General features: G+C 33.5%; 10 protein-coding genes and 1 tRNA gene. All 11 read right to left on the reverse strand.

Going from position 1 to position 14,463, the window contains the following annotated elements:
* Window positions 1-2,316: NEAT domain-containing protein (locus tag KI369_RS12885; protein ID WP_212956206.1), on the reverse strand; the 2,316-nt coding region annotated here is incomplete at its 3' end.
* A 128-nt stretch (window positions 2,317-2,444) separates the two neighbouring features.
* Complete coding sequence (yhbH, locus tag KI369_RS12890) at window positions 2,445-3,620, reverse strand: sporulation protein YhbH (RefSeq protein WP_212956207.1); 1,176 nt, start codon at window positions 3,618-3,620, stop codon at window positions 2,445-2,447.
* Window positions 3,621-4,219: 599 nt separating this feature from the next.
* Window positions 4,220-6,115, reverse strand: a complete 1,896-nt coding sequence (locus tag KI369_RS12895) for a PrkA family serine protein kinase (protein WP_000353282.1) — start codon at window positions 6,113-6,115, stop codon at window positions 4,220-4,222.
* Between the two features lie 393 nt (window positions 6,116-6,508).
* Complete coding sequence (locus KI369_RS12900; RefSeq protein ID WP_212956208.1) at window positions 6,509-8,578, reverse strand: sensor domain-containing protein; 2,070 nt, start codon at window positions 8,576-8,578, stop codon at window positions 6,509-6,511.
* Window positions 8,579-8,707: 129 nt separating this feature from the next.
* A complete protein-coding gene (trmL, locus tag KI369_RS12905; protein WP_000538147.1) occupies window positions 8,708-9,196 on the reverse strand; it encodes a tRNA (uridine(34)/cytosine(34)/5-carboxymethylaminomethyluridine(34)-2'-O)-methyltransferase TrmL in 489 nt (162 codons plus the stop codon).
* Window positions 9,197-9,254: 58 nt separating this feature from the next.
* The gene (locus KI369_RS12910; RefSeq protein WP_212956209.1) at window positions 9,255-10,142 is read right to left on the reverse strand and encodes an amidase domain-containing protein; all 888 of its coding nucleotides are present in this window, start codon (window positions 10,140-10,142) and stop codon (window positions 9,255-9,257) included.
* A gap of 44 nt (window positions 10,143-10,186) precedes the next feature.
* Window positions 10,187-11,329, reverse strand: a complete 1,143-nt coding sequence (gene queG, locus KI369_RS12915) for a tRNA epoxyqueuosine(34) reductase QueG (protein WP_212956210.1) — start codon at window positions 11,327-11,329, stop codon at window positions 10,187-10,189.
* A gap of 198 nt (window positions 11,330-11,527) precedes the next feature.
* Window positions 11,528-11,601: transfer RNA gene (locus KI369_RS12920), tRNA-Gly, on the reverse strand.
* 114 nt (window positions 11,602-11,715) lie between these two features.
* The gene (locus KI369_RS12925; RefSeq protein ID WP_151635548.1) at window positions 11,716-12,366 is read right to left on the reverse strand and encodes a DsbA family protein; all 651 of its coding nucleotides are present in this window, start codon (window positions 12,364-12,366) and stop codon (window positions 11,716-11,718) included.
* A gap of 187 nt (window positions 12,367-12,553) precedes the next feature.
* Window positions 12,554-13,330 (reverse strand): transglycosylase domain-containing protein, encoded by a 777-nt coding sequence (locus KI369_RS12930; protein ID WP_212956211.1) that lies wholly within the window; start codon window positions 13,328-13,330, stop codon window positions 12,554-12,556.
* A 482-nt stretch (window positions 13,331-13,812) separates the two neighbouring features.
* Window positions 13,813-14,274, reverse strand: coding sequence for an NUDIX hydrolase (locus KI369_RS12935; protein ID WP_212956212.1), 462 nt, complete (start codon window positions 14,272-14,274; stop codon window positions 13,813-13,815).
* Between the last annotated feature and the right edge of the window lie 189 nt (window positions 14,275-14,463).

The following is a 14,463-nucleotide window of genomic DNA, read 5'->3' on the forward strand; positions in this document are numbered from 1 at the left end:
TTCTTTTGCAGGTTCTTTTTCAATTATATTCTGTATAACTGTGCCGTTAAATATTATACTAGTTTCGTCAGAATCTAAATCAAATTTATATACCTTTTCTCCTGGGGTACTCCATTTTATTACTCCGTTATTTAGTATTCCTCCCTCACTTGTCAATTTAATATTCTCAATAGCTTCTCCTTCTAAATCATATATAGGAACTTGAATTTCTTCGTTTACTATTGCATCATTTAAAATAATATTTTGTCTTCCGACATCAATTGTAAACCACTGGGATAATTGTATTAACGGTCTTACATCACGAATCTCATTCCCCGCTAATTTTAAACTAAATAAGTCTAACATTGAGCCAAGAACCGATACATCTTTAATGCGATTGTCTGTAAGATTTAACCACTGTAAGTTTTTTAATGAAGATAATGGCGTTATATCTTCAATTTGATTATGTGATACATTCACAGTATTCAATTGTTTTAAGTTTGAGATAAACTCAATATTTTTCAAGCCTACTCCTTCTAAAGTAAGTTTTTCTAAGTTCGTCATGTATTCTAAACCAGTTATATCTTTTATCTCTTTTCCTTTTTCTTTAAGTATTTCTAATGTTCTAATCTGTAATAAATCCTCTTTTGATATAGGGGTATCAAGATTTTCTCTACCAAGATTTTTTTTATTAATATGTTGTTGTAACTTTTTGTCTAATATTACATTTTTACTTTCTTTTTGTTTTTCAACTATAGTTTGTATAACCTTCCCATTAAATCTTATTTTATTTCCAGCTGAATTAGTATCTAGATTAAATTCATATATTTTTTCTCCAGGACTATTCCATTTTATAAACCCGTTATTTAGAGTAGCCTCCTCACTTTTAAAATCTATATTTTGAAGTGTTTCTCCTTTAAGATTGTATATTGGAATTTTTATTTCTTCATCTACACTTACTTCATCTAGAAAAACTTTTTGTCTTTGAATATCAACATACATTCTTTTTCCTAACTCTTGAACCGGCCTAACATCACGGATTTCATTTGAACCTAGCTTTAAATCATATAAACCTGTTAATTGACTAAGTGGCGTTATATCTGAAATATAGTTTTCTTCTAAATTAAGTGATTGTACAGTAGATAAGCTTGATAAAGGTTCTATGTTTTTTAATTCATTTTTAGAAAGATCTAAATCCGCTATTTTTTTCATTGGGGTAATTTGCTCTATATTAGTAAGTCCGTTATTACTTAAAGATAACTTCTTTACATTTTTTAATTGCTCAATTCCAGCAAGATTAGCATTACTAATTTGATTATTTGCAAGAGTTAAAGTCCTTAACGAAGTGACTGTAAACAATGATGTTATATCTTTTATATAATTACTATTTAAATCTAACATTTTAATCTTCTGCATTTGGCTCAATGGACTCAAATCTGAAATTTTATTGTTTCTTAAACTTAAATTTTCAATATGCTCTAATTCAGCCAAAGGTCCAATATTTTCAAGTTCACCATAGGTTATACTTAACGATTTTAATTCTCTCAAATTCGAGATAAACTGTATATTTTCTAACTTAACTTCTTCTAACGTTAAGTTTTCTAAGTTCGTCATATATTCCAAACCACTTACGTTTTTTATTCCTTTACTTTTAGCTTCAACGACTATTAAAGATTTAACTTTTAATAAATCTTCCTTAGTTATTGGCGTATTTAGATTCTCTCTATTCAAATTATATTTATTAATATGCCTTTGTAATTGCTTATCTACTATTACATTCGCATCTTGTTGATCTACTTTATCCTCTTTATTTTCCTTTTGTTCTTCTGGAACATTGTTCTCTAAATTCAATGTATTTACTTCAAATTGCACTTGATACTTATTATCATAGGCCATTGTCGGAATATAAATATGCATTTGCATATTATATCTCTTTCCTAATTCTCCTACTTCAAACTGGATTACTTTCGTTCCATTTTTCTTTTTATCTTCTGATATTACTTTTACATCATGGAACACACCTGGAGTATGAATATCCTCTGTTTTCAAGTATTGAAAGAAATCACTATCACTTAACGTTGCCGTTACAATTTTCTTTCCGTTCTCAATTGTCAATTTAGGATTTTTTATATAAACAGCTGCCATAGACTCTTCATTCGTTTTATCTTTGTATGCCTTAATAATAGCATCATATGTACCATCTTCTAAAGCATGTCCAGTTTTGTTCGCCTCAATTGCTACTGCCGCTAAAGCAGGCGTTGAATACGTGGCAAATGGAAGTGATAACGCAGCAGCGATAATCATCGCATTTATATGTTTTCTTTTATTTTTTTTCAACCTTACATCTCCTCCAAAATATATAAATCTAAATGTAATCATATCTCGAATAAATGATAATGATTTTCATTATCATTGTCAACTAAAAAAATAAAAAGTTAACAAAAAAATAACCCCTTTTTAAGAGGTTATGCCATTTTTTCTCCGGATTCTTCTTTAAAAAAGCTCTTCATCGCATGGAATACGTCTGCTTTTTGCTTTAAAATATAATATCTAAAATTCTCATCTTTAATATTTTTGTAGGCTGACATGAGGGTACTGTGGCGGTTGTACTGGTTCACTTCCCCATATCCAAACATGTTACACTTCTTCATTAACTCTTCAACAAGCTTTACACATCTAGCATTATCTGATGTTAAATTATCACCGTCTGAAAAATGGAATGGATAAATATTATAGCGGTCTGGTGAGTATTTATTATCAATTAGCTCGAGTGCCTTTTTGTATACAGAAGAACATATCGTTCCGCCACTTTCTCCTTTTGAGAAAAACTCTTCCTCTGGAACTACTTTTGCCTCCGTATGATGGGCAATAAACTCAATATCTACTGTTTCATATTTCGTTCGTAGAAATCTCGTCATCCAGAAAAAGAAGCTACGTGCCATATATTTCTCCCATATCCCCATCGATCCACTCGTATCCATCATCGCTAATACAACAGCTTTTGAATCTGGTTTTAACACTTCATTCCAAGTACGGAACTTTAAGTCTTCTTGGTGAATCGGATGAAAAGATGCTTTACCACGCATCGCATTTCGTTTATATGCGGATATCATCGTTCTTTTCTTATCGATGTTTCCCCACAGTCCAGTTTTTCTAATATCATTAAATTCAATATGTTCAATCCGATTTTCATCCATTTCTTTTCTTTTTAAATTAGGGAGCTCTAACTCTTTAAAAAACGCTTGCTCTAATTCTAAAATAGAGACTTCAGCTTCATAATAATCTTCTCCAGCCGCATCCCCTGCTCCTTGCCCTTTTCCTGGTCCTTTTTGCTTTTGACCACCTGATCCATCTCTCGCAACGACATCACCAACTTTGCTATCACCATTTCCTTGCCCAACATGTTTATTTTTATCATAATTGTATCTAATCTTATATTCATCTAGAGAACGAATTGGTATTTTTACAACATCCTTGCCATTAGACATCACTATACTTTCTTCTGTTACAAGGTCGGGTAAATTATTCTTAATTGCCTCTTGTACTTTTTCTTGATGGCGTTGTTGGTCGTCATATCCTTTGCGATGGAGGGACCAGTTTTCCTGTGAAATCGTATAATTTGGTTGATTTTCTTCACCCATTTCTTTCCCTCCTTACTGTAATTGTCTTTCTATATGAACAGCAAGCTAGAAATTTTGTTTTGTAATGTGCCAGCTAGAATGTGACAGGTAACTGCCCATCGAAAATCATCCCATAAACATATATAACGTTTTCATACAATATCCCGAGCATTCTAAACAAAATTTTTCCACTCACATAATAGAAAGAAATATTCAGCCGATGATAAGAAAGAAACACAATGCATAGTTGCACACATTTACACTTTGCAACATATTGTATTGTGTTGGCTTTTTTCGTATGAATGGTTGGTTACTCTATCATATGCATATTGTAAAAATAATTGACAATAAATTCATGAAATTGCATCTTAATTTATTACATTTGGACAAGGTATGACACATTATCCCGCTATTTTTCAGGCAGTAAGACTCCCACCTCAAAATTTAGCAAATGCGAGTAAGTTAGGCGGGGAAATGACTTTCCGTTAATTCCCGATTGGTGTGGACTAATAATCCGTTGAGATGGACAAAACCCCCACTGATTAAACACTTTATACACATATAAAAGGATAATAAAACGCTGTCCCGCAAAATACAAGAGACAGCGTTTTGTTATCAAACTATCGGTTTAGCAGACTACCTACATAGCGTAACAATTCATTCGCAGATGAAGAATTATAGCCGTGCTCATCAATTAAGCGTGCAACAACATCATTGATTTTCTTAAGCTGATTTTCGTCTGGCGTTTTCGTTGATGTTGTAATTTTCACTATATCTTTTAAATCAGCAAATAGTTTTTTCTGAATCGCTTCGCGAAGACGTTCATGTGAATTATAGTCAAAACGTTTTCCTTTACGCGCATACGCAGAAATGCGAATTAAAATTTCTTCACGGAATGCTTTCTTAGCATTTTCTGAAATTCCAATTTGCTCTTCAATTGAGCGCATTAGCTTTTCATCTGGACTCATTTCTTCACCTGTTAATGGATCACGTAATTTCGATTTATTACAATATGCTTCGACGTTATCTAAGTAATTATCCATAAGTGTCTTCGCTGATTCTTCATATGAATACACAAATGCTTTTTGTACTTCTTTCTTCGCAATTTCATCATATTCTTTTCTCGCTAATGAGATGAAATTCATATAACGCTCTCGATCTTCATTACTAATTGACGGATGCTGATCCAACCCGTCTTTGAGCGATCTAAGTACATCTAATGCGTTAATAGATGGTACCTCTTTTCGAATAATTGTAGAGGAAATTCGATTAATGACATAACGAGGGTCAATACCTCTCATACCTTCATCTTGATATTCACGTTGCAACTCCTCTACATCAATCGCATTATAACCTTCTACCGTTTCTCCATCATATAAACGCATCTTTTTAATTAAATCAATATCCGGACGCTTCGGATCTTTTAAACGAGTTAAAATCGTAAACATTGCTGCAACGCGAAGTGTGTGTGGTGCAATATGAACATTGGATACATCACTTTCACGAATCATTTTTTCATAAATATGTTCTTCTTCACTCACTCGTAAATTGTATGGAACTGGCATTACAATAATTCTTGAGTGCAATGCTTCATTTTTCTTGTTTGCTATGAAGGAACGATACTCCGTTTCATTCGTATGCGCTACAATTAATTCATCTGCTGAAATAAGCGCAAATCTTCCCGCTTTGAAATTTCCTTCCTGCGTAAGCGATAATAAATGCCATAAAAATTTCTCGTCACATTTTAACATCTCTTGGAATTCCATCATCCCACGGTTTGCCTTATTCAATTCTCCATCGAAGCGATACGCTCGTGGATCTGATTCTGAACCATATTCTGCGATTGTTGAAAAGTCCAGACTACCTGTTAAATCGGCGATATCTTGTGATTTAGGATCAGACGGGCTAAATGTACCAATCCCTGTACGGCGATCTTCCGAGAAGAAAATACGCTCTACAACTACATCCTCAATTCTTGAACCATATTCTTGCTCTAAACGCATAACGTTGAGTGGTGATAAGTTCCCTTCAATTCTAACTCCATACTCATCAAAGAAATCATCTCGTAAATGATGCGGAATTAAATGAAGTGGATCCTCATGCATTGGGCATCCTTTAATTGCAAAAATTGCTCCTCGATCTGTTCGTGAATATGTTTCTAATCCTCGTTTCAACATCGTAACTAATGTTGATTTCCCTCCACTAACAGGCCCCATTAATAATAAAATACGTTTTCTAACATCTAATCGTTTTGCAGACGGATGAAAATATTCCTCTACAAGACGTTCTAAAGCATCCTCTAAACCAAATAACTGATTACTAAAGAAGTTATACTTTCTTCTACCATCTACTTCTTCAATTCCAGCATCTTTTATCATATTGTAAATGCGAGAGTGTGCTGTTTGAGCCACCCATGGTCTTTCCTTCACAAGCTCTAAATACTCCGCAAACGTACCTTCCCATTGTAAGCGTTCTTCTGCTTCTCGATGCTGTTCAATTTTTTTTAGAATATCCATTATAGCTCCTCCCCCATCTCCTTGTTCAATCGGATTATTATAAAAGGTATGCTAGGATGTCCTCAAACATTCTTTAAATCAAAATGAAATATACAGTATTGCTATAAAATTCTCTCCAAAATTCAAAGAAAATTCTGTATAATAAAGGTATTAAAGTTTTTACACTGCTATTCATTTTAAATAAATTCTTTTCTTCCAAGAACCTTACATACTTTTCGATTCATATTTAAGATTCATAAACTGAAAAAATAGGAGGGATATTAATATGAAATTATTATTAATTTTAGGTGTATCACTCACATTTCTTACCGCTATTTTTACATCTGGTTACAATGATAAACCTGGTACACATAAAAAGTGATGTGCTTCTAAGCACATCACTTTTTATATCAATCATTTATAATACACATTTTCCACATCATATTTTGATAAAGGTCGGCTATAATAATAACCTTGTACAAACTTCACGTTCTTTTCCTTCAAAAATTGTATTTGTTCCGCTTTTTCTACTCCTTCTGCAATTACATTCAATTCCAAAGTATGAGCTAAATGAATAATTGCAGCTGTAATATTCGTATCGCGTTCATCTACATGTATACCTTCCATAAAAGAACGATCAATTTTCAACGTATCAATTGGATACGTTTTTAAATAACTTAAAGATGAATATCCCGTCCCAAAATCATCTAAATGAATCTTTAAATTTTGTTCTTTTAATTGTAGCAACACTCTTTTCGATATGTCTTTATGTATAAGGGCTCCTTCTGTAACCTCAATCGCTAATAGATGAGCTGGTACATTATACTTATGTAACGCTCGTGTAATCATCTCTATTAGTGTAATAGAGCGAAAGTGCCTGGCTGAAATATTAACTGCAATCGGAACCACTTCATATCCTTTATTTAACCATTCACGTATTTGCCGACACACTTCATTTACTACCCATTCATCAAGCTTAATAATAAATCCTGTTCTTTCTGATAGCGGAATAAATTGATTGGGAGAGACAAACCCTAATTCTTTATTTTCCCACCTTATTAAAGCTTCCATACTAGCTATTTTTTTCGTTTCAATATTCATTTGTGGCTGATAATATAAGAAGAATTCATTTTTTTCTATAGCACGATGTAATTGGTTTTCCATTATAAATCTTTGTTCTCGCTCACAATCTAATCCACTACAATAAAAATGATAATGCCCTTTTCCTTTTTCTTTTGCTTTTTCCAAAGCAGCATCAACTCTTTGGAATAATATTTTTTCATCCTCTCCATCTGTTGGAGCCATTACAATTCCGATTGACGCACTTAAATATACGTCCTCTTCTTCGATTACAAAATGTTCACTAATCTTTTTTAATATGCTTTTTGCAACTACCTCTACACGTTCTTTCGTTATATTTTCTATTAACATAACAAATTGATCATCGTGTTCTCTAAATAAGTGCATACCGCCTATTTGGATACTGCTTAAACATTCTGTCACTTTTTGTAATACTTTATCTCCTTCTTTATGCCCAAAAGTATCATTAATAAGATGAAATTCATCTAAATCTATAAAGATAAACGCAAAATCTATCTTCTCATTAAAAAAAACATTTAACTTATTTGTACATGAAATTCTATTCATTAATCCTGTTAACTGGTCATAATAAGCTAAATATTCCGTTCTCATCTCATTTAATACTTGCCTTGTAACATCCCTCGTAACAATATATATCCCAACAATTTCACCGTTCACAATAATTGGAATAGTTCTCAAAGAAATATAAAGCTCGTACCCTTCTTTATGAACATATTTCTTCGAAACAATTTGCTCCGCTTTTCCTTGCATGGATCCTTTAAAGATACTTTGAAAATCTTTTTCATATTCTTTATTAATAAATTCAAAAATAAATTTATTATTTAATTCTTCATATCGATATCCGAATATTTCATACGTTGCTGGATTGGCATATGTAATTCTACCTATAGAATCTATAGATATGATGGAGTCATTATTATATTCTAGTAATGACTTAAACAGCATTTGTTTTTCCTCTATCTCAATCTTCTCCTCTATTTGAGCTGTGATATCCCTCGTAATACAAATAATAAACTGGCATACTCCTTCTTCGTCAAATACAGGATTAAGTGAAGATTCATAATGTAGCTCGCCTTTGGGTAAATTAACTACATCACAAAAGGTATGTGCTTTCGCTTCACTCGCTACTTTTGCATACTGCACTTGCAATATTTCCGCCGTATCTTCCGGTAATACTTCAGCAAACGTTTTTCCATAACATTCTTCACTTAGCTTCGCATAATCCATACCTAACTTATTTACATAAATATATTTAAAAGTTTCATCATCTATAACTTTCACAATAAATACTAAATCTTGAATAGCATGTAATAATCCTCTTCTTATTAAATCCATATCTATCATACTTAAAAAGGTATTTTGATTACTATATTGTTCCTTCATATTTATCTCAACCTGTCTAATCTATTTTTATTCATATATCACCATTCTATATGAATATGTACCCTTTTTTAAATGTATGATTACATATTTATTTTTATTTGTAGAAAAAAAGTCGCCATATGGCGACTTTTAATAAACAATTTCTAAATCTAATCCTGGATAATTTTGTTGACGGAATGCTTCATAAATTAAAATAGCTGCTGTATTAGATAAATTTAATGAGCGCACTTTATCAGTCATTGGAATACGTAAACAATGATCGAAATTTTCTTCGATTACATTAGCTGGTAAGCCGTTTGTTTCTCTTCCAAATACAAAATAGTAATCCTTCTCACGTTTGCTATAATCAAACGCTGTATGAGCTTTCTCTCCATACTTTGTTAAATAGAAGAATTCACCGTCTTTATTTTTCTCATAAAATTCTTCAATTGAATCATAATACGTAATTTTCACGTGCTGCCAATAATCTAATCCTGCACGCTTTAACATTTTATCATCCGTTGAAAATCCAAGCGGTCTAATCAAATGTAATTCTGTTCCAGTTGCTGCACAAGTACGAGCAATATTTCCTGTATTTGCTGGAATTTCTGGTTGATATAAAACAACATGTACTCCCACGCGATATTCACCTCTGTTTTTTGTCTACTACGTATTATACCACTTGAGCGAAAAATCTCTACCCATTAATAATGTGAAAGAATTTATATTTCATTTGTGGTGTATATTTACTAGAATCTTCATAGTTCCAATAACGCCGACGGCTATTCGCTGAATGTGCATTTACAAGTGGCATACCATCCGCGTCTTTTGCTACTACAATCGTCGTATGATTCCACCTACCATCATCCTCGAAATCATAAGCAATGACATCACCAAGAATAAGGTCCTCAGGCCTTTCTACAGCTTTCGCTCGAAGCCCTGTTGTAGCACCTGACAAATACCAATAAAAAGAATGTGCAACAGCCCAGCTCCAACTCCACTGATTCTCCCTTTGCCACCATCCTTTACGAATGTTAGGGTATCCATTCATTGGTACTTCTCCAGTATGAAGACATTGAGAAATAAAATTCGTACAATTATCAGGGAAATTACGATATACAGGGTTTCGATCATCCCACCAACGTTCTGCATATTTAACTGCCTCTAAACGGTTATACTGATAGGAACCATACTTCTCTTTTGTAACTTCCCTTTCTAATGTCTCATTCATTCCAGCTGCTTCTGGCACTTCAATAGCATAATCACCTATTACCCGACTATTATTTAAACAAACTCTTCGTTTTAGTTGTTCCTCTTCGATATAAAATAATTCTTTATGCTTAATTAAATATTTAAAATGTATTTGATAATCAATTTCTTGATGATTGTTATTATTTAATTGCCTCATAAAAGAAACGTCCGCAGTTGCTTTTACTATATGTGCACTGCGCTTTTGGAATAATTGTCTCTTTCTCTGTGCTATTTGTAATAAATCTTCAGCAATACCATCTACATTTGTTCGTTTCTCTGTTATATATGCTAAAAATTGTTGGACTTGCTTTTCAATATTTATTTTTACAACCATTTCGTCTCCCTCCCATATTACAATATGAAAAAGGGAGATATTATCTACTCTTTTTTCTGCGCTAACAATTCAAGTCCGCGATTCATTTCATGAAGAACCTCTTCGTCTTTCTCACGTTGCATCGCTTTTTCAATAGCTTCGCCGACGCCATCTCCACCTATTTTCCCAAGTGCCCACGCTGCCGTTCCGCGAAGTACTGGTCTTGGATCATCTTTCATAACACCTATTAAATCTGGAATTGCTGATGCTTCTTTAAAATGTGCAAGTGCCAAAATTGCATTTCGTTGCAACGGCTTTTTACCTCTCCATGACCCAGACATAATTCCATATTTCTCTTTAAAATCACGATTACTAATTGTTAAAAGTGGTGTTAATAATGGCTTAACTAACTCAGGATCTGGTTCCATCTCAGGATGATTATGAAAATCCATTCCTTTATTTTTCGGACAAACAGTCTGACATGTATCACATCCATATATACGGTTTCCTATTTTGTCGCGATATTCTTCCGGTAGGAATCCTTTCGTCTGTGTTAAAAATGCAATACATTTCTTCGAGTCTAACTGTCCTCCTTGTATTAAAGCACCTGTAGGACAAATATCAATACATTTTGTACAGCCCCCGCATTGATCTTCTATCGGCTGATCTGGTGGGAACGGAACGTTTGTAATCATTTCTCCTAAATACACATACGAACCAAATTCAGGTGTAATAATAGCGCAATTCTTACCGCTCCATCCAATACCGGCACGCTCCGAAACAGCTCGATCACTTAATTCACCTGTATCAACCATTGACTTAACTTCTATATCGGGAAGTTTTTCGATTAAATATGCTTCTAATTTTTGCAAACGATCTCGTAACACAAGATGATAATCTTGTCCCCAAGAAGCTCGACAAAAAATCCCGCGGCGTTCTCCACGCTTACTTAATGGTGCATTTTTTAACTTTGAAGGATACGCTAATGCAATCGCAATAATTGATTTTGCGCCAGGTAGTAGAAGCTGCGGATTCGTTCTCTTTTCTATATCAGGCTCTTCAAATCCAGATTGAAAATTTAATTGTTGCTGCTGGATTAAGCGCTGCTTTAATTCCTCAAATGGTGACGCACTAGCAAAGCCTATTTTATCTATACCAATTGTTTTACTATACGCAATGACATCTCGCTTTAATTGTTCAAAATCCATTCCTAATCACCTCCTCAGATGAAGTCATCCCTTATGTAACGATCTATTGGTTAGCAATTCACTTTTGGAATACTATTCTTTACTTCTATTTTCGCATACAATCACGCTTTTCAAACATTAAAAAACGCAATGCCTCGTTTATCTCGGAAACGAAACACTGCGTTGATCACAATTTATAGAAAAACATTTAATAAAATTTGGAGCGGGTGAAGAGAATCGAACTCTCGACCAGAGCTTGGAAGGCTCTTGTTTTACCACTAAACTACACCCGCAAATATGAAATAAATATAAGATATTAGAATAACTTATGTAAAGTAGTATAGCATGTAAAAAAAACGGAAGCAAGAATTTTATCGAAAAAAGTCGAAAAAGTGATGAGTAGCTCATCACTTTTTCAATTCTTTATCAATCGCCTTCTTCATACTATCGAAATCAGGGTTTGCAAGATTTCCGTTTATATATACTGAAGGAGCACCTTGAACTTTTAATTTTTGAGCACGATCTGAATCTTTACGTACTTTTTCTTTTATTTCTTTACTGTGTAAATCTTTCTTAAATTGTTCTACATCAACTTTCGGAAGCTTCTCTTTCACAATGTTAAGAAGTAATTCTTCTGTAATCCATTCTTCCGTGTCTTTCTTTTGACTTTGATAAATCTCATCATAGAAAATCCAGAATGAATCTTGATCTTGTTTATAAATTGCTTCACCAGCTGCTGCACCTAAATCAGAGTCTTTTCCAATAAACGGGAAGTTAATAAAATATAACTGCACTTTACCTTTATCAATATACTCTTCTTTTAATCGCGGTAATACTGTTACATCCCAAGTACGACACGCAGGACATTTGAAGTCTCCAAATTCAACTACCTTAACTGGTGCATCATCTTTCCCTAAAGATTGTTGTGTGGAATAAGCAAACATCTCATTCCCTTTATCTTTTTTGTCATTTATGATGCTATATGCAATTGTTCCGATTACAATCAATACTGCGATAGAAAAAACTATACCAAGAGCCATGAGTTTATTTGATTTCATATACATTCCTCTTTAAATTCATATTCTGTATACAGCATTGTACACAATACACATAATATCAACACTTATATACGTCACGCAATGAACACGCTCACATAAATTACAAAAATACAACAATTGTGACGATATTGTGTCACAATTTGTCACAATTTATTCAAAAAAAGAAGTTCCTATGTAGGAACTTCCCTTAGCTTACTGCTTTTTCACGCGCATGATTTAACATCGACCGCTCTGTTTTTATATCATGACGAATGACTAATTTCTCACTAACTGCTTGCACATACTCATCATGATTGATATAGCCTTCTTTCTCCATCAATCTCAAAACGACATTTCGTCTCTCTACGGCCTTATCATAATTTTGTGCAGGTGAGTAATAAGCAGGGGCTTTTACGACAGCAGCCATCATCGCACTTTCAGCTAGCGTTAATTGACTCACCTTTTTACCGAAGTAAAGGTTTGCCGCTTTTTCAATTCCCCATGCTCCTTCTCCGTAATAAATATTGCTTACATACAATTTTAAAATTTCATCCTTCGTAAATGTACGTTCAATCTTTTTCGTATAGAAAATCTCTTTCCACTTACGAGAAAATGTACGTTCATTCGTTAAAAAAGCATTTTTGGATAACTGTTGTGTAATCGTGCTTCCACCTTGCACAACACCACCAGCTTTTATATTCTCAACAGACGCTCTGACAATCGCTATATAATCTAAACCGTTATGATGATAAAACCTTTTATCTTCTGTCGCAATAAATGCATGTGTTAATGATTCTGGCACCTCTAACTTAGCCGGTACATGTAATTTACTAATATCACTTTGCTCGATCATCACATTTCCAACGAATAATAACGTACAACTTAACAATAATAATAAAATAATGGCTTTATAAAAGAATTTAGTCATTGGATTTAATGCAACTTTTTGATGATAGTTCACCCTAGATAATACTCGTTCTTTCATCTTGAACACCTCTTTTCCACATAGCGTATAACTCTTACTTTAAGAATACCTTGTTGTAAAAAAACATCCCATCGATTTCTCTTACACGTACCTTACATCATTGTAAGGTATCAATTGAAACTTTAATCCGACCACAACACTCTGGCTAGCCGGCAAATAGCGGGATAAAAAAGTATTGTATCACAGTCCCTTTTTATCTACTATTCATCTGAAATATTGAATATAGATTATGCTAAACCAATAGCAGAGTATACCTTAAGCCTATACTTCCCTATTAAAACACCCTATTTTCATTATATCATCTACAAATATATATATTTGTAAGTATCTAGTAATCTAAATGTATATAATACATCATATATTATACAGAACAAACGTTCTCTAAATCAATACTAGCACTATTATTATTTTGACCTTTTTCTTAAACAGTATACAAAAAAGAGTAGTGATTTGATTGTATCTCAAACCAGCTACTCTTTTCTTTACAATCTACCTATTAAATTATATGGCTGCACTTCCCACGTTTCATATGGAATAAAATGTGTTGCTCTCATCGCATCAAGCGTTCTGGATTTCATATGTGGACGCGTTATGTACTCATCTATGTTCTCTTCATTTAAAGCAACAAATTTAGCCTCTTGTATTTCTTCAGGTTGAATTTGTATTTCACCGCTCACGTATGCCACTTTAAAAACAACAGCTAGAATGTGCATGGAAGCATTATAATAAACACCTGTAACTCCAACCGGCTTCACAGTTAAACCCGTCTCCTCAAACATTTCCCTACAAACTGCTTGATCGAGCGCTTCTCCTTCTTCTACCTGTCCTCCTGGCAACTCCCACGTATCCGCTCGCCAATGTACTTTAGCCAATAACACTTCATTTTTTTCATTTGTTAAATAGCCTGCTACAGCAACAATATGCTTTGGTGTTTTATGTTCCACATGTAAGCCTCCTAGCAATAATGAATATTTCATATATCCCTATAAACATATTCCCTGTCTACAACAAAATACCTTTACTAATTCATCACCTTAATTAACTTCATAAAAAAAGCCCCTATCCGTTAAACGAACAGGGGCCTCTATCGTATTATTCTCCTAAGTCTACGTTGTGGTAAACTTGTTGCACAT

Source organism: Bacillus sanguinis (assembly GCF_018332475.1).
Taxonomy (GTDB): Bacteria; Bacillota; Bacilli; order Bacillales; family Bacillaceae_G; genus Bacillus_A; species Bacillus_A sanguinis.

What these genes read in the sequence shown, in the direction of transcription:
- yhbH (WP_212956207.1), bottom strand. Translation starts at nt 3,620, where the DNA reads ATGGGTGAAGAAAATCAACCAAATTATACGATTTCACAGGAAAACTGG.
- KI369_RS12895 (WP_000353282.1), bottom strand. Translation starts at nt 6,115, where the DNA reads ATGGATATTCTAAAAAAAATTGAACAGCATCGAGAAGCAGAAGAACGC.
- KI369_RS12900 (WP_212956208.1), bottom strand. Translation starts at nt 8,578, where the DNA reads ATGAAGGAACAATATAGTAATCAAAATACCTTTTTAAGTATGATAGAT.
- KI369_RS12910 (WP_212956209.1), bottom strand. Translation starts at nt 10,142, where the DNA reads ATGGTTGTAAAAATAAATATTGAAAAGCAAGTCCAACAATTTTTAGCA.
- queG (WP_212956210.1), bottom strand. Translation starts at nt 11,329, where the DNA reads ATGGATTTTGAACAATTAAAGCGAGATGTCATTGCGTATAGTAAAACA.
- KI369_RS12925 (WP_151635548.1), bottom strand. Translation starts at nt 12,366, where the DNA reads ATGAAATCAAATAAACTCATGGCTCTTGGTATAGTTTTTTCTATCGCA.
- KI369_RS12930 (WP_212956211.1), bottom strand. Translation starts at nt 13,330, where the DNA reads ATGAAAGAACGAGTATTATCTAGGGTGAACTATCATCAAAAAGTTGCA.